Genomic DNA, 16,224 nt, shown 5'->3' with positions numbered 1-16,224 from the left:
TAAAATTATGAAAGCGAAAAGTCTATTTATATCTAAATATGGCGTTGGGCTGCTTGTTGTTCTTTTTACTGTTGGGGGGAGACAGTTATCAATTGCACAACTACCGATAAAAGAATTGGAATCTGGGTTGAAAAATAATTTAGATAGCTTGAAAGAAAAAACACGGAAAGAAAACTTAGTAAATCGTATTAAACAGACTGACTCTTTACTCTCAACTACTGAGAGTTTATCCGGGCAGCAAGAAATAGTTGTGGTTGATGCCTATGCTATTGGGCATGAAAAAGATAAATACTTAAAGAAATACGCTGGGATAGGAGATATCATAGTTGTGAAAGTCAATAATCTACAAACACTTGTAAATAGGGCTAAGTGTGTAGATAGTCAGGGTAAAGTTATAGCCAATTGTCATGAACAAGAAATTGCACTCTTTTTAGATGGCAGAAAAGTACAAGGGGTAATTCCTGAATCCGGTGCTCCCCGTCCTCAAGATCAAAAACTTCAATATCATTTGATTCGTAACTTAGAGAATGATGAAATGTGGGCTGATCTATTAGGCGCTCCAGCTATAGGGCCTAACTTCTTTAACCGGCCTACCGAACTTAGTGTAGGCCTTGAAAATGAGTACCCAGAAGTTACTACTATTAAAGGCAATAATAAATTTAACATTATACGTATAAGATCAATAAGATTTATTGCTTTTTCAATTTTGTATATTTTTCTAACTGTATTTTTAATATTATTAGCTCGCAAGAGCAACATCTTGCGTGACTCAGGGATACCTACTCAAGGAACTAATCCGAAGCCCTATAGTCTTTCTCGCTGCCAAATGGCTTTTTGGTTTTTTTTAGTACTTGGATCTTTTATTTACCTATGGCTTATTACAGGTGCTTATGATATTATTAATAGCAGTGTATTAACTTTAATTGGTATTGGTGCAGGCACTGCTCTTGGTGCCGTTGCTGTAGATCTTAACAAACAAAGTGACTTACCGTCAATTCAAGAAAATCTCAAAAAGCTTATCACTGAAAAAAAGGATGTTGATGCCAACATTCAAACCTTAAATGCACAAATAACGAGCAACCCACTGTCACCTAATAACGAATCGTTAGCGCAAGTAAAGGACGTTGAAAAGGTAAGGCAGGATTATTTAGTAAACCAAATAAGTGTAGAAGAACAATCTTTGGCTCCTCAAGTTTCTGAAGGGTTTCTCAAAGATATACTCACGGATGCCAATGGAATAAGTTTTCATCGATTTCAAATGGCCACTTGGACACTTGTCCTCGGATGTCTTTTTATATATTCAGTTTGGAGCCGGCTTTCAATGCCAGAGTTCAGCGCTACTTTACTTACCTTACTTGGTATTAGTGCAGGGACTTACTTAGGTTTTAAAATACCAGAGAAATAATATTGTAAATACATTATATTTAAATAGATATATCTTTATTTTAATACTAATTGTGATAAAAGGTTTAATATTTAAAAATATGATTTTTTTTATTAATTAAGATAGATAGTTGCTATTGCTTCATGCCTTTATTAGGTATGAATATAATCAATGAGCTTTATCTTTTATTAATGTGCGTTTGCTTTATCACAAGTATTGGCATTGGAAAAATAGATAAAAACTTACGCATTCTTTCTATACTATTGTTTTTTTCGATTTTAACAGAAACATTCGTTTACACGATGTATTACTCAAAAGAATATAAATCTTATTATTTTTTAGTCTATCACTTATATATTCCTATAGAGTATTCACTGCTTACCTATTACTTTCAAACGCAAATACATGATCAAAAATTAAAAAAGGTACTTATTTATACGATACCGTTTATCTGGATTGCATGTGCAGTAATTTCAATTTGGTTTAGTGGACTATTTAATTATCCAGGATATAGTTTAAATTTAACTGGCTGTTTAATTATGCTTTGGGCTATAATTATCTTATTTAATATTCCTCCAGAGGTCAATTTTACTTTATTTAGGCTACCCGTTTTTTGGGTTACTGCTGGTATTTTAATTTACTATGCAGGAAATTTTTTTTTCAATTCATTATATCAGTATTTACTGGATACTCGATTTGAATTAAGTAGAACCCTAAATTGGTTAATTAATAAAGGCCTTAATTTTGTATTATATGTGTGTTTTATCGTAGCTTTCATATGTTCGCGTCGGATGAGAAAATTTTTATAGCTGTAGTCAGTACAACTGCGGTCATGATATTACTAGTTTGCGTTGTACTAGCTGCTATAATTAAGTATCAAATTCGCTTAAGGAAACACCTGCAAGAAGTTAGTAATCTTAAAATTTCTTATCAGGAAGAGTTGTTTAAAGCACAATTAGAAGTTCAAGAGCAAACATTGCACTATGTCTCAGAAGAAATCCATGATAATATCGGGCAAATTCTTTCCTTAGTGCGATTAAACTTAAGTACAATAAAAATCTTAGAGGTACAAAATAGTCCCAAGATCCAATCGAGTAAACAATTGTTAGACCAAGCGATTGAAGACTTACGCAGTTTGTCTAAACGATTAAATTCAAATTATGTGAGCCAAAAAACTCTTTCGGAATCACTAAAGTTGCAAGTAAATTATATCGAAAAAACTGGTGCTTTTCTAGCTACTTTTGAAACTTCTGGAGAAGAGCCAACTATTAGTTCTGATATTAAACTTATTATTTTTAGGATTGCACAGGAAGCGATAAATAACGCGTTAAAGCATTCCAAAGCTACACACATTACTGTAGTTATTACGTATTCTGATTGCCAGATTGTTGTTAGTATTAACGATAATGGCAAGGGGTTTCTAATAAATACACAGGAGAATTCGGATAATTATATTACTGGTGTTGGTATGCAAAGTATGCAACATCGAGCAAAATTAATTGGAGCGAAGTTATTAGTGGAAAGCAAGATAGATCAAGGTAGTCAGGTCAAATTAATTTATCATAGCCCAATATGAATTTGGAACGTACTAATACAAAAGTGACTTCTATAGTGCTAGTAGACGATCACATACTATTTCGTAAAGGCCTTATCGAGCTTATCAATGATTTTCCAGACTATCGCGTAATCTGGGAAGCGGACAATGGTCAAGATTTCATTCGTCAATTTTCGATGAATGAAATACCAGAGATAATTTTATTAGATATTAATATGCCTATTATGGATGGATATGAAACGGCTAATTGGATCCATAAGAACCAACCTAATATAAAGATTTTAACTTTATCTATGCATAATGACGAAGAAACAGTTTTAAAAATGCTTAAATCAGGTATTGATGGATATATTTTAAAAAATTCTGATCCTGATGAACTCAGAAGAGCCTTAGAAACGATTAACCAAGGTGGGACTTTTTATACGAATTGTGTAACAGAAGCATTATTGAAAAGCCTATATAAAAATAAAAAAGTAGATGTTGCCTTAACTTCTCGTGAAGTAGAGTTCTTAAAATTAGCTTGTACTGAGCTACCGTATAAGTCTTTTTCGCCTTTGTTAAATATTCATCCACGTATGGTGGAGGCAACCCGAGAAATATTATTTCGAAAGCTAGAAGTTACAACTAGAGTTGGCTTAGTAATTTATGCTATCAAACACGGCTTGTTTAAGTTAAATTGAGAAATGGGATTATTCATTATAACAACAATAAAAGTCGCTCTTTAGAATTTTTTTCATTTTTGAATTTCGCTTAATTATTATATTAACTTTTAATCACTTTACTAAAATATGGAACAGCCCCAAATTGGAACAATGAAAATCCCGGGTATTACCTTAGCAGGAGACGAATTTAGCCAAGGCGATATTCAATTCAATACGCAAAATGATGAAAGTGTTTCGGGATTTGGCCAACCAGTATCGTTAGCAGCCAGCCAAAAAATGATCAGAAATTTCCAATCTGATTTACTTTTAGAATTTGTAAATGGAGATGATGAAACAAAACAAGCAGTTGCAAGTCGTCCCATAGCAATTACCTTGGGAAAAGAATCTCTACTATTTATTTTATCACAAAACGAATGTGAAGGAATCCGATTTTATTTTTGTAAAAATCATCTACAGTCACCATCTATAATTGCTGTTGGTGTCAAAAATAATATTGTTGATGATCCAAATGCAACATTGGCCTCAAGAGCTAGAGATCTTGGAACTGTTGGGGATAAATTATCCATTTTAAGTAGAGATGTACAAATAAATAATGTTGTAGAAGACTTTTTTTATTATGAAGTGGGGCCGCCAACAACACTAGAAGATGTTTTTGATGCTCCAATAGGCGTAGAAGTAAGTGGTTTTGAGGGTGAGTTAAATGAGGTTCTAAGTAATTTAAATTAATAGTTATAATATCTTTATCCACACCATTTAATTAATCTGAATAATATTGCAGTTTAAAGATAGATTTCCTTCCATGGCTTAATCAATGACTTAATTAAGCCATGGAAGGAAATCTAGATGATGACAAAACAGGTGCTTCTATCTTTCTAAGAATTGCTCACTGAACTGTGTCTGCAAAACTTAATTGAAGCGATGAGATTAGACCTTTTCTCAATAATAATTTTTTGTTCTTGGTTACTTTAGAGGGTTATCTATAATTGATAATCGTAAGTTTGGATTGGTTCGCAAACTGTCTATTAAGGACAGCCATTCTTGTTCATTGGTACAATTGATGAACTGATCGAATGGTTTTCTTAAGGAAAAACAAAGAGTTCGTCCGTTTAGCGACAGGTTCGCAAATACGAAATTGATGAGTTTACGTTTCTGCTCAACACTCGAAAGAGTGAATAAATCATGGGCTTGTGAAGACAAGGATACTAGTGAAATCAACGAGTTCTTGAAACTATCATCGCCCTCACGATTCGCAGTAATATGACTCTCCACATCCATTTGCTGGCTACGCAAACTGGATTTCTTGGTGTCAAAGTCGTGCTTATCGATGGTGCCATCCAGCAATAGATCCATCAGCGTATCCAGTCGATTCTGAAGCATGGCATGTTCGCTCTGCAATTCGCCCGTCTGGCGACGCAAAAAAGCCCGTTCGGCTTGATCGGTTTCACGGATATAAGCCAGCACCTTGACCAATGTCTCTGTCGGAATCTGTATCCGTTTTAAGGCCTGCTCAACTTGGGCCAAGATTTCTTCTTCACGCACCCACATCATTTTCGTGGGATTAGCTGGATCGCTACACCGTAGATAAGTCCATTGAGCGGTTTCTCCACTGACATAGGTTTTTTTCTTGGTATCGGCTGTAACCATTCGGCCCGTGGTGGCACAGGTTAACAGACCACGGAAAACATATTCTTTGCCCGCCCATTGGAACGGCTTTTTATGCCAGCCTTGCAAAACGGCCTGACATTGATCGAACAAATTCTTGGAAATCAGGGGAGGATACCGATGATCATGAAGTTGGCCTTTGACTATCATCCGGCCATAGTAGAATGGATTGGTAATGAGCTGATGGAGTTGGGATTTTGTGAGATAGCCTTTATTGCCAAAGCGGGTTTTGAGGTCCCAACTAATCGTTTGCTGACGAAGCTCCGCTAACGTGCTCGTGCCGGTCGCGTAGGTTTCAAACAACCGTCGAACCAGTAACGCGCGATCGGGGTCAATAATCACATCACCCCGTCGGCGGGCGTCCTTGACGTTCAGATAGCCTAATGGAGCCAGTGATATGCATTCGCCCTGTCTGATTTTATGATCGATAGAGCGTTTGACATTGTCACGCAGACTATCGACATAGGACTGGGCCATGATCACACCCATTGACCACATGAGCCGTTCCTGACTGACCGAATTTTTATGGATAATATAATTTTCGGAATTGAAATGCAGTTCGATACGTCCATCCTGGATCAGCGCATCGAGCATCGGATATTCTTTAAACGAACGTTGTACACGATCCACCTTGTCGGCGACAATGGCAATGGGTTCACGATGGCTTTTGACAAATTTGATCATCGCCATAAACTGTTTGCGATCACCCTGTGTCGAGGATTCTACCAGCTCAAAGACTTTCAAGACGGTAAGCCCACGTCGTTCACAATAGAGTTGTAGGCGGTGTTTTTGGGCTTCAATGGAATAGCCTTCCTCTTGCTCTTTGGAGGATACCCGCGTCAGAATGACAGCTTTAGTGGCTGTCATTGAACGCTGACTGAGATCGACTATTTTCCGGCTCATAGGCTAATCCTATGGCTTTTGGCTTTTGATTTCAAGCAATAATTGACAAAAACCAATCAGATTTCGAGCGGCTTCATGGGCTTCCCGTTGCGAGATGCTCCCTTGATAAAGCTCACTTATATGATTCACGACTCCCTGATAGGTACTGTTTTCAGGATTGGTTTGAGAAGAGTTAGGCATAGATGAATACCCATACGGCTGTATGATTTATTACCTTAATGTTCCGAAAGCGGAACGTATTTCCGACCAGCGATCAGCTTGGGGCCATAGATTTATGGTCACAGATGCGATAACGGCAGCTCGGAAGTTGTTTCGTATTGCGTCTTCAGCAAACAGTCATTCCTGATTGCATACCACTACGGCTTGAGAATGCGGGCGAAAAAATTAGTTCATTAAAGTTGGTAATTGATCACTCACCAAAGCCATACCTGTTAGTCAGTCGTGTCATGATCACACAAAAAGAATTACAAAAAATAAGCCTTGCAGGTCATGCGAGCCTAATTTCCAGAGATGCATGTTGCTCATTCTTTAATGGAACGGCAATTGAATTGACAGACTCCGCCAAAAGTATTTAGGTAATGTCCCGTAAGGGAAATGTCTTTTGATAGATCCGACTTACAGTGTTTGAACTGCAGCCAGGAGCTTTAAAAATGCCCCATCAACAAAGCCGTTTGCTAAACCGAAAAGAAGCCGCTGATTACCTCGGCGTCTCGCTCGGCACACTGGCCGTCTGGGATTGTACGAAACGTCGTCAACTTAATCCGATTAAAATTGGGAAGCTTGTGCATTACCGCCTGTCGGATCTGGATCAGTTTCTGGATCAACGACTGTCAGATTAAAAAGCGGGAAGAGAAAGTTTTAGGCGAACTTTCCCTTCCCTAGTTCCCCATCACATCCGTTTCAATGGTGAGCGCAATGGACAAAGAACCTGCCAATACGATACCTATTTCCGAAATTCTAGGCAAGCTTGATCTTCAACCCCTGCGGACTGATGGGCCTATCGTCCACTACCCGTCCCCGCTGGATCGCAGGCGAAAAGCCATCTTATCCGTCAATACATTAACCAATCGCTGGTCTAATGCCCATCATCAGGACGGAACCGTATTAGATTTTGTCTGCAAATATCTTAAAATTAAACAGGAGGAGTATACCCAAGCCGATGCGCTGCGCTGGCTAAAGAATATGACGCTATCAATCCCTGATCAGCTGCCGGATCTTATAGATACTGCCGGTCTGGGTGATAATCAGTCAGTCCTGGAGCTTCGACACAAAAAGACGATCCAGTATGCCGGTCTTATTCACTATCTGGAACGGCAGGGTATTTCTCTGACACTTGCCAGGCAATACCTCAAAGAAATCCATGCCCGTAACCGGCAAACCGGTAAGGACTTTATGGCGCTTGGCTTTCAAACTGTAGATGGAGGTTTCTCCTTGAAAACGGCCTATCTGGAAAGGCATATTGGTCCCTTGGCGATTTCGTTCATCCGGGGTGTTACGCCCAAACCGAATGCCATTCATCTATTTAAAAACGTCATGGACTACCTGTCTGCCATCAGTCAATTGAACGGCCAAGGGTTCAAGGGTGATACGATTGTGCTGAATTCGCTTTCCTGTTTGAAACAGATCTTTCCCTACATCCAGAATTACGGTTACCGTATCGCCTATAGCTGGATGGATAATGATAATACGGGAGAAAATGTCACCGCAGTATTGTCCACATTTTTTAAAACGCAGGATGATTTAAGCCATCATCGGATGAATAAACTCTATATTCCACACAGGGATGTGAGTACATGGCACAGGCATCAACTCAATCTGATCGCGTAGGGGAGGACAGCATGACACAACTCAATCTCCAGTCTTTGTTCAAGGTCAGTGAAGTTGAAATAATCTACCGCAACAAAACGCCCTATCAGGACAGGATTCAGATTACTAAGTCCACAACAGCGTATGAAATCCTCCGGCAATCCTGGGATGAAAATCGGATGGAGTTGGTCGAACAGTTTAAAATTTTGCTCCTCGATCAGAAAAACAACTGTCTGGCGATTTCAGATATTGCGACTGGTGGCATGAGTGCCTGTATTGCTGATCCCAAACTCATCTTTGCCACGGCGCTCAAGGCGAGGGCAACGGGTATCATTCTGGCGCACAATCATCCAAGTTCTAATTTACAGCCCAGTGAAGCCGACAAAATTTTGACGCGCAAGATCAAGGAGGGCGGCAAGTTACTGGACATCGCCATACTCGATCACCTGATCGTCACGCCCCAGAATTATTATTCCTTTGCCGATGAAGGCTGTATGCCTGGCTAAATGATCAAGGTTGCTCATTCTGAAACGTTTAAGTCTACAATGGCCGATGACAACACCCGTCTATCGCGGGTCGTTGGCGAAATCTTGATACGTAAACGCAGCGTTGGGCGAGTGCATTGGTTTCTTGTGCATCGTCAAGCAAAAGCACCTCTCTGTCGTCGGTTGATGGATGGGATGTCAGCGTAATCTCATCGTCCGTGATGGCGCTTATCCCTCATTTTTACTTTGTAAAATGATCTGCGACTTCGGCTCAAAATAGACACTACGCATAGATTTTGGGCCTTTGGGGAGCTGTCACTGTCTCTATGAGCTTTGGTTGCTTCCATCATCAACAACACAAGAAAGGAGATTTGATGATGACGACACTAGATGAAAAAAATGCCAAGGCCCCAACCCACGGGGTTTACTTTGTCAAAGACCGTAAAGGTAATCCAGACTGGATCAGAGTGGGTTCGGCCTGGATAAATCGCGACGGCGAAGGCATGAATCTTTCCCTTGATAATTTAGGGCAAACCGTGATTCTCACCGTGCGGCCAACCAAGCCCAAGGCCGAATAAATCAGAAAGCCGGATGTTTTTGCATCCGGCTTTTTATCACCATTATTGAGCTTGGCAAAAATGGCTCTTCACTCACTTTTGACTATGATGTCAGTCACAATTGTATCTGTTGTTTGTCCATTCGTGTGATAGCGCGGATTGGTGGCTGTAATGGTTTTAGGTATGTGGTTCAGTAACAGATCGAAAAGTGAACCCAAATGGTAGCCTTTCAGGGTGACAATCTGACCACTGAAATAAAGCAGCATCTCGTTCAACGTCTCGGTTATAACCAGATCAACCGAAACCAGATAAGCGTAATTGAAAAAGGCTTTACGGCCATTTTCCCATACGAAACAAACATTGCGGACGGAACTATCTGTATCGTACAGTTCTGCCCTGTCAACCTGGGCATCCACTGGTTTATCGGTTGCCGTATCGACAATTTCATCTTGGGCGAAATTGGTCCTAAAGTTTTGGACTTGGTGCATGAACGTTCGGCTTTCGCTGAATAGGCTTCGGCTTGTCTGGGGTTTCAAGGGCCTTGATCGACGGTTTCATGTTGGGTAGTGTTGGTCGCGCCGTTCTCACCACATGCTCAACGGCCCTGCGGTCTGATTTTTTTCGTTTCACTAGTTCCAAAGCCGACAGGCGATCTCCTGCTTCCGATGTATGGGCCAGTAAAGCGGCTTTATCATCCGTATAGATATGCGCACCATCTCGCGCCCGTGATACTGATACATAGAATTGGTTGAGGTTGGTAGCAGGAAAGGTGCTGGCCGGTTGCGCGATAAAGACCTCATCGACGGTCTTACCCTGTGCAGCATGAGAGGTCAGGCAATAGCCATGCGCGATATGACTGAAATGGGCCGGAACGGTGTAGGTGGCTTTGCTGGCCTTGTTGTGTAGGCGCAAAGCCCCGTTCGGCTCAATGGCGATAACCTCCAGCATTTGCCCGTTTGTTAGCCGTTTTCTATTGGTATCGTATCCATTCCGCGTAATGCGTAGCTTATCGCCTTCGGACAGCGCGATTGTGCTTAGTCTATACACATCGAATTGTTGCATGCGAGTAAGGGGCAGGGCTGTTTGCTGGCCACAGGCATCCTGAATGTGGACTATGCCATCGGCCACAGAATGAACCACCCACCGCGAACCGCGCTCAATACCGGCCAGTTTCTGATTGAACTGGATGACTTGGCCTGTGCGATAATTGCGATGATCACTTTTTTCGGCAACTGTCAGATTGGTATTGACCAGTTGCGGAACGGTCGTTTCCTCCCTTGTAATTCGTCCAGTCTCGCGCAATGCCTCGCGAATGGCTTTGGTGACCTGCTGACCTTCCTTATGCGTCGGGGAAACCACCAGAGCAGATTTTCCTTTTTTCAAGGCAGCTATATAATCATTGGCTAAGGCTGCAAAGGAATTGGCTGGATCAAGAATCTTGATCGCTCTCATGTTATCCAGCACGGCAAACGCTTCACCAACTTTATGATCAGCTAGGGCTTGAACGGCTTTGCGATAGTCCAGATGACGTTGCCGATAGATGCGGCTGACTTCGGCTGATTGGATACCTGCCACCGTATTCAAAATCCGCAAGGCATCCCCGCGCATCACACTGCTATGTTGCCGCGTATCACCACTTAAGATCAGACGTGCGTTTTTGTCTATGGCCAATTGCAACAGCGCCGTCATGTCTTTTGTGTTCAACAATCCGGCTTCATCCACCCACAACACACCATCGGCTAAAGCCGCTTGTAGTTCGAGTGAGGACAGCAGTTTGGCGACGGTTTCGGTTTCACTAAAGCCTTCATCCCGCAACACGCCGCGTGCTGCTTGCGCCGTCGGTGCCACAATGGTGACTTTACGCCCCGCTTCCTCGATCAGCCGAATCGCTTCTTTCATCAAGGTGGTTTTGCCGGTTCCGGCTCGGCCTCGAATAATCGACACGCGATTAGTGGTGGTTAGCACATGGACTACAGCCTCATGCTGTTCGCCTTCCAGTGCGATGACAGGGGTAACCGGATAAAGTGGAGGCATATTGCCTTTTCCTTGTTGTGCTAAAGCCACCATGTGTTTCTCTTCACGCAACACTTCGTTGGTCGTGCAGAGAATTTTGGCTCCATCTTTGACCCGAATAATTCGCTTATCATCTGCAAAGCGGTTGGTAATCTGATCGACGGTCAGCATTGGATAGCCCAACCCCTGCCGATAGGCGACTTCCAGGATGCGCCGATCCTGCATAACAGACACTCGTTCAAATCGCATCGATAACGCATGATCAACGCAGTGTTTAGGCGAGGGTGGTACTAAAGGTTTAACAGGAGCAAAGCGGATTGGTTGGGCACCTTCATCCTTATCACGCATCCCCAATGCGAATATCTGTTTGCGCCATTCCTGCTTGAGTTGGCTAATCGTCAAACCCTTTTGCTTCTTGGCGCGGGTTCGTGCTCCCAATTGATCCAGTTTGACTTGATCGGTAATGCCGAGTTCTTTGGCGATCTGGCCGATTTCGTTGGTGCGTTTGGAAAACAGGTCGATGATATGCTCCGGCACACCGGCGATTTCAAAGGCTTTGTCGGTGCGCCGAATGCGATAGCCTAATTCAACCAGTTTATCGGCTAGCCGTTTGTGAAACCGCGCCTGATAATAGGGCATGTCTTGTTTGATCGACTGGAATTGGGCCGCCTTGAATTGCTCTTCAACGGCATCCCATGTTACGTTGAAGACAAAGGAATGACAATGCAGGTGAGGGTCAGGAGTCTTACCGTTCACCGGCCTTGCGGTCTGGTGAATAAAGTCGGCCCAAATGAGTTCGTTAGTTGCTCGGTCTTCGTTCTTACCATTTTTCCGCACACGCGTTTGGGCATTAGCCTCAATGTCTAGCATCGTCTCATTGACGCTTTCCTGAAACGCATCCAAAATATGATTGTCATTGATCAGGGCGTGAATGATCGAAACGGATTTCGGACAGTGGAAATTGATGTCGTAGCCAACGGTACGATTGTCTTTTTTGCGTGGCGTAAGGGCCTTGCCTGTAATGGGATTGATATGCTCACAGAAAGCATGAAACATATTCTTTGTAATGAGGCCTGCAATTCCCATACGGGCTGCGATCCGGCCACATAACTGGCCAGGCTGTTCTTGTCCGTTCAGATAATAGTCAGAACGACACAGAGATGAGTTAAAATACTTTCTGGCTTGACTAGTAGAACTACTTTGGATCATGCGTATCATGCATGATTTTATACAGGACAAATTGGGTCAGACTTGGTAAATAGTCGAATTGTTAATACCGGTAAATAATAATCTTATAAACGGAGAAGCCCATTAAAATGTGGTTGTTAAATATTTTTCTCCATAAGAATTGATTTATAATTTCTATTTTCCAAAAAGTAGGGAAGTTCAATAGTCTTTTTATAACCCCTTTTTTCATAGAAAGAAATTAAATCATCTTTTGCGACCAATCGTATTACATTTAACTCATAATTTTTCGCCACTTTCTCAATCTCATTCAATAATTTGGTCGCTATCCCTTTTCTACGATATATTTTCTTTACTGCTAAAAAAATTACGTATAATGAGTCACCAGTTATGTTATAATGCATGGGGAAATTGGATATTTCTTCAAACCTTTGAAAGGGCTTCTGATTCCAAATAACACTTTCTATATATGCTATGACTTCTCCATTATCTACGTTTTTTATAATTAAAAAACCGTCATTAAACATATTAATTCTATCTTTTATAGTCTCTTCGCTTGCAGCGTTACTTAATTCTATATCTACTTCTTGTTGATAAATCTTTTTTGCATCATTTACTGTAGCCCTAACGATATTATATTTCTTTTTCTTTCTTTCATTTATATGTATAGTAGATTGCTTAAATCGGCTACTAGCGTTAGAGTTTGATTTATGGCCTTCAAAATAAAAAATCAACCCATCTACATTTCTAGAATTAGTGTAATCTAAAGAATAAGTTATACTTCCGTCTTTCTCTGTATTAGAAACTAAATTCTGTTGACCTACTATTTCCTTATCCTTAACTTCATATATACGAGGTGACTTTAATTCATATGGGAAATTTAAAAATATTTTAACATTATGGATATCTTTTATACTCCAGTGGTCTGTATCACCTTTGAATTCAATAGTTTTAATCCAACAAAAGTACAGTTTTATGTAAAAATTTTCTTTATATCTAAGTGGATTATTTAAATGTACCTTTATGGACTTTGAAAAGGCAACGTCTTCTATTATATCATATTGAAGTAAACTATTATCTTTATCATAAACAGAAAAATTCATAGATTCTACTGTATGATAACCATCAGCAGTTGTTGAAAATTCAAGGCTATTTATCGTGTTTGTGTGATTATTCAACCCTAATTGTTCGTACTTAGCATAATAATTTCCTGCTTTATCAATCCTTGCATGGAACTTAACTTCATTTGTGTCGAGATTATTTTTTGCAGATTCGATATTCTTATAAATTCTATCAATAACTTCTCTTCGTAAAATATTTTTATTATAAGTAAATATATTGTTAGAGCTTGCTAAAAAGGGCAACCAATTACCCTTCATATGCAATGGCAGAAAATAATCACTATGTCTTAAATTATTAGGACGATTTCTGAAAATTGAATTGTATTTAGGGGGAATATCCATAAAACCAACCTCTCCAGCATTTCCGCAGTTCTTATCTATAAGATAGCGAGTAAATTTTATAAACCAATCCCTAGCACCAATATCATTTAATAAGTTTTGGATTTGTCCTTTTTCAAAAAAAGATCTAAAATTTATGTTGGAATTTAGTATTGAACCACAAAATATGATTTTATCAAACTTAATTGCATCATACCTTAACATTGCCATGTAAACAATGTATGTTCCAAAACTATGGGCAATTACACTTGGAGGAAACTCCGTGTCTTGCGTATTCTCATCATAAAATTTACAAAACTTATCAATGATAACTTCTCTACGTTTTTTAATAAGAAAATTACCAAATGAAAAAAAACCATAATCGAAAGGAACGACTTCTATTCCTTGTTTTTTAACTTCTGGAATTTGTTCAAATTTCTCATACCATCTATCGTATCTGCGAATTCCATGTACAGCAAAAACTTTCATTTAACAGCAATGTGGGTAGTTTTGTTTTATTAACATAAAGGTAATACTTTTCCTGTATGTTAGTGTACTTTATATTGTTATTTGCTATTTTATATGCATTTTATATAAAAACTTACACTTATTTCTTGAAGGTGGTAACATCCTGTTGGATTTAATTTTCTAATTATAGACCTGTGAATTAACTTGTAATGAAGCCTATTTCCTTTTTTTGGAAGAAGGCCTGCACCAGCTTTGGATTTTCTTCCAAGCGTTTGATTTGTTCCAGAACCGCTATGGTCAGTTCGTCTAAGTTGGTAAATACCGCACCGGCGGCCCGGCTGATTTTTTAAGCTTCGCTTTAGATGACTCCATACCAACTCAACTGGGTTGAGTTCTGGACTATAAGCTGGTAACCGCTCCAGATGAACTCGACCCGCTTTATCAGTTAACAGATTCTTAACAGCTTCGCTGCGGTGGATAGCTGCGCCATCCCAAATCACTAACAGGTTCCGCTTGCGATAGCGACTACAAAGTTTATTCAGAAACCAGACTATATCCTCGCTAGTAAAGGGCTGATCCTGACCCGCTACATACAGACGACCGTTGGGGGCAATGGCAGCAATTAAACTAAGATGGGATCGGCCTGCCTGCTCAATAAGTACGGGTGTCTGACCGCACGGAGCCCAAGTGTGAGCCAACAAAGGCAATAGATAGCAGGCCGACTCATCGACATATAAAATAACTCGCTGTTCATCCTGCGCTTTTTTTAAGTTCTACTATACGCTCTTGCCGCCATCGGGCCACCGCATTCCTATCTTGTTGACGGGCTTTCACCTGCGGTTTTTGACGCGTCCAGCCTGCTTTTTTGAGGAGTCGACCAACTTGGGAAGGGTCATAACTAACGCCGAATAGCTTCTTAATGACCTCATTGACACGGGGCCTTGTCCAAACTGCGCCCATAAAGCTATGCTCTTCAGCGCCTTTGTTGAGTTCAACCACCAGTTGATCAAGTTGGTCGGTTGTTAACCGAGTGGGCGCTCCAGTGGGTTTTCGCCATTGCAAGGCTGTTATGCCTTGCTGTCGGTATTTCTTGAGGGTCTGACTAACCCAGCCTTGGGTCAAGCCTAGTGCTTGCGCAATAGGGCCCTGCTTCCAACCCTGCTGATCCAGTTCGACACAGCGTCGGCGGAGTAGTTCGTACTCTGATTGTTTGTATTTTGCCATACCGACAACAAGATACGTTTATTATAAGCTTATTCACGGATCAATAACAGCGTTTTGTAAATAAAATACTGTTAAAATAACTTTATAGTATTCCAAATTTGGGCATTATGAGAATATAGACAGCCATTAACATTAGTTAGCTTGACTTTTAAGTGCTGCTGTGATATCAGACATCTTCCCTAAATTATATTTATTTTAACTAATTTTGAAATGTAAATTTATTCGTCTTGAAATTTGAAGGCCAGAATATTTCTTGCATTTGCATTAGGGTAAGCCCAGGATTTGTCAAATAAATCCCAAGGTATTTCTGCGGCTGCGTTTGATGGAGGACCAGGATTATGGATAATCACCCCTCGATCGTTGAACCCAAAAACTAAAATTGTATGCGCAACATAACCTGGATCTGCTTGTAACACTCTTTGATTTATTGTACAGAGTAAATAATATCCGTCTAAAAGTTTTGATTTAATATCTTCAAATGTTGCGGGACGTTTTTGAATATTAACTTCTCCACTTTCGTTTAGCTTTTTCGCATCTAACTTTAACGTCTCTAAATCAGACTTATCGATAGTAACTTTTCCAACTTCCTCTCCCAGGAGATCTAAAAAAAACTTCTCTGGGTCGATAGACAGCTTATATAAATCAAATTCCCAAATAATTTCTGTTTTAAAACCTAAATTTGGCATCTCTGCAACTAGGTTGTACTCAAAAGTATATTTTCCTGGTACTTTATGCATTATCTGGTCTAAAGTTTTAAAACTATAGACTTCTTGCCCTGGCCTTGTTCTTAATAACATTTGAAAACATGCATGAACACAATGCTCTGCTGTTTTAGAGTTTTCTACTAACCCTGGATCGAATAATTTTACTTCTACCATAGT

Annotated in this window: 16 protein-coding genes; 8 read left to right on the top strand and 8 right to left on the bottom strand. The window is 40.2% G+C overall.

All coding sequences use genetic code 11. The features are described 5' to 3' along the window. Positions 1-7 precede the first annotated feature (7 nt). From EXU85_RS30075 to EXU85_RS30060, 4 genes are all read left to right on the top strand, one after another. A complete protein-coding gene (locus EXU85_RS30075; protein WP_142775623.1) occupies positions 8-1,405 on the top strand; it encodes a hypothetical protein in 1,398 nt (465 codons plus the stop codon). Positions 1,406-2,216: 811 nt separating this feature from the next. Further along, complete coding sequence (locus EXU85_RS30070) at positions 2,217-2,960, top strand: sensor histidine kinase (protein ID WP_168207895.1); 744 nt, start codon at positions 2,217-2,219, stop codon at positions 2,958-2,960. Further along, the gene (locus tag EXU85_RS30065; protein ID WP_142775621.1) at positions 2,957-3,619 is read left to right on the top strand and encodes a response regulator transcription factor; all 663 of its coding nucleotides are present in this window, start codon (positions 2,957-2,959) and stop codon (positions 3,617-3,619) included. The genes EXU85_RS30070 and EXU85_RS30065 overlap by 4 nt, the downstream gene beginning before the upstream one ends. Before the next feature lie 108 nt (positions 3,620-3,727). Beyond that, a complete protein-coding gene (locus EXU85_RS30060) occupies positions 3,728-4,327 on the top strand; it encodes a hypothetical protein (protein ID WP_142775620.1) in 600 nt (199 codons plus the stop codon). 234 nt (positions 4,328-4,561) lie between these two features. Here EXU85_RS30060 and EXU85_RS30055 read toward each other — a convergent pair whose 3' ends face one another. Then, positions 4,562-6,166, bottom strand: coding sequence for a recombinase family protein (locus EXU85_RS30055; RefSeq protein WP_142775619.1), 1,605 nt, complete (start codon positions 6,164-6,166; stop codon positions 4,562-4,564). 9 nt (positions 6,167-6,175) lie between these two features. Next, on the bottom strand, positions 6,176-6,346 hold the full coding sequence (locus EXU85_RS35555) for a hypothetical protein (protein ID WP_168207894.1): 171 nt from the start codon (positions 6,344-6,346) through the stop codon (positions 6,176-6,178). Positions 6,347-6,816: 470 nt separating this feature from the next. On the opposite strand from EXU85_RS35555, the gene EXU85_RS30050 reads away from it, so the two are divergent. The 4 genes from EXU85_RS30050 (at position 6,817) to EXU85_RS30035 (ending at position 9,035) form a co-directional block, all read left to right on the top strand. Next, positions 6,817-7,005, top strand: a complete 189-nt coding sequence (locus tag EXU85_RS30050; RefSeq protein ID WP_142775618.1) for an AlpA family transcriptional regulator — start codon at positions 6,817-6,819, stop codon at positions 7,003-7,005. Positions 7,006-7,081: 76 nt separating this feature from the next. Then, positions 7,082-7,993 carry a hypothetical protein gene (locus EXU85_RS30045; protein ID WP_246859307.1) on the top strand — a complete coding sequence of 304 codons (912 nt, stop codon included), beginning with the start codon at positions 7,082-7,084 and terminating at the stop codon, positions 7,991-7,993. An 11-nt stretch (positions 7,994-8,004) separates the two neighbouring features. Continuing rightward, positions 8,005-8,478, top strand: coding sequence for a JAB domain-containing protein (locus EXU85_RS30040; RefSeq protein WP_142775616.1), 474 nt, complete (start codon positions 8,005-8,007; stop codon positions 8,476-8,478). Between the two features lie 353 nt (positions 8,479-8,831). Further along, a complete protein-coding gene (locus tag EXU85_RS30035; RefSeq protein ID WP_142775615.1) occupies positions 8,832-9,035 on the top strand; it encodes a hypothetical protein in 204 nt (67 codons plus the stop codon). Positions 9,036-9,103: 68 nt separating this feature from the next. Here the strand turns inward: EXU85_RS30035 and EXU85_RS30030 are convergent, their stop codons facing one another. The 6 genes from EXU85_RS30030 to EXU85_RS30010 form a co-directional block, all read right to left on the bottom strand. Then, positions 9,104-9,502 carry a hypothetical protein gene (locus tag EXU85_RS30030; protein WP_142775614.1) on the bottom strand — a complete coding sequence of 133 codons (399 nt, stop codon included), beginning with the start codon at positions 9,500-9,502 and terminating at the stop codon, positions 9,104-9,106. After that, on the bottom strand, positions 9,480-12,236 hold the full coding sequence (gene mobF / locus EXU85_RS30025) for a MobF family relaxase (RefSeq protein WP_246859306.1): 2,757 nt from the start codon (positions 12,234-12,236) through the stop codon (positions 9,480-9,482). The genes EXU85_RS30030 and mobF overlap by 23 nt, the downstream gene beginning before the upstream one ends. A gap of 116 nt (positions 12,237-12,352) precedes the next feature. Then, positions 12,353-14,140 carry a GNAT family N-acetyltransferase gene (locus tag EXU85_RS30020; RefSeq protein ID WP_142775613.1) on the bottom strand — a complete coding sequence of 596 codons (1,788 nt, stop codon included), beginning with the start codon at positions 14,138-14,140 and terminating at the stop codon, positions 12,353-12,355. 89 nt (positions 14,141-14,229) lie between these two features. After that, a complete protein-coding gene (locus EXU85_RS35905; protein ID WP_305851952.1) occupies positions 14,230-14,859 on the bottom strand; it encodes an IS630 family transposase in 630 nt (209 codons plus the stop codon). Between the two features lie 10 nt (positions 14,860-14,869). Further along, positions 14,870-15,343, bottom strand: a complete 474-nt coding sequence (locus tag EXU85_RS35900) for a winged helix-turn-helix domain-containing protein (protein ID WP_246859303.1) — start codon at positions 15,341-15,343, stop codon at positions 14,870-14,872. Positions 15,344-15,561: 218 nt separating this feature from the next. Continuing rightward, a complete protein-coding gene (locus EXU85_RS30010; protein ID WP_142775612.1) occupies positions 15,562-16,221 on the bottom strand; it encodes a hypothetical protein in 660 nt (219 codons plus the stop codon). Positions 16,222-16,224 lie beyond the last annotated feature (3 nt).

Source organism: Spirosoma sp. KCTC 42546, from assembly GCF_006965485.1.
Lineage (GTDB): Bacteria > Bacteroidota > Bacteroidia > Cytophagales > Spirosomataceae > Spirosoma.
Note: the sequence above shows the minus strand (reverse complement) of the source record. Positions and strands in the feature narration are given on the sequence as shown.

Coding starts and splice junctions, on each gene's coding strand:
- EXU85_RS30060 (WP_142775620.1), top strand. CDS start 3,728: ATGGAACAGCCCCAAATTGGAACAATGAAAATCCCGGGTATTACCTTA.
- EXU85_RS30050 (WP_142775618.1), top strand. CDS start 6,817: ATGCCCCATCAACAAAGCCGTTTGCTAAACCGAAAAGAAGCCGCTGAT.
- EXU85_RS30075 (WP_142775623.1), top strand. CDS start 8: ATGAAAGCGAAAAGTCTATTTATATCTAAATATGGCGTTGGGCTGCTT.
- EXU85_RS30035 (WP_142775615.1), top strand. CDS start 8,832: ATGATGACGACACTAGATGAAAAAAATGCCAAGGCCCCAACCCACGGG.
- EXU85_RS35900 (WP_246859303.1), bottom strand. CDS start 15,343: ATGGCAAAATACAAACAATCAGAGTACGAACTACTCCGCCGACGCTGT.
- EXU85_RS30045 (WP_246859307.1), top strand. CDS start 7,082: ATGGACAAAGAACCTGCCAATACGATACCTATTTCCGAAATTCTAGGC.
- EXU85_RS30030 (WP_142775614.1), bottom strand. CDS start 9,502: ATGCACCAAGTCCAAAACTTTAGGACCAATTTCGCCCAAGATGAAATT.
- mobF (WP_246859306.1), bottom strand. CDS start 12,236: ATGATCCAAAGTAGTTCTACTAGTCAAGCCAGAAAGTATTTTAACTCA.
- EXU85_RS30020 (WP_142775613.1), bottom strand. CDS start 14,140: ATGAAAGTTTTTGCTGTACATGGAATTCGCAGATACGATAGATGGTAT.
- EXU85_RS30070 (WP_168207895.1), top strand. CDS start 2,217: ATGATATTACTAGTTTGCGTTGTACTAGCTGCTATAATTAAGTATCAA.
- EXU85_RS30010 (WP_142775612.1), bottom strand. CDS start 16,221: ATGGTAGAAGTAAAATTATTCGATCCAGGGTTAGTAGAAAACTCTAAA.
- EXU85_RS35555 (WP_168207894.1), bottom strand. CDS start 6,346: ATGCCTAACTCTTCTCAAACCAATCCTGAAAACAGTACCTATCAGGGA.
- EXU85_RS30040 (WP_142775616.1), top strand. CDS start 8,005: ATGACACAACTCAATCTCCAGTCTTTGTTCAAGGTCAGTGAAGTTGAA.
- EXU85_RS30055 (WP_142775619.1), bottom strand. CDS start 6,166: ATGAGCCGGAAAATAGTCGATCTCAGTCAGCGTTCAATGACAGCCACT.
- EXU85_RS30065 (WP_142775621.1), top strand. CDS start 2,957: ATGAATTTGGAACGTACTAATACAAAAGTGACTTCTATAGTGCTAGTA.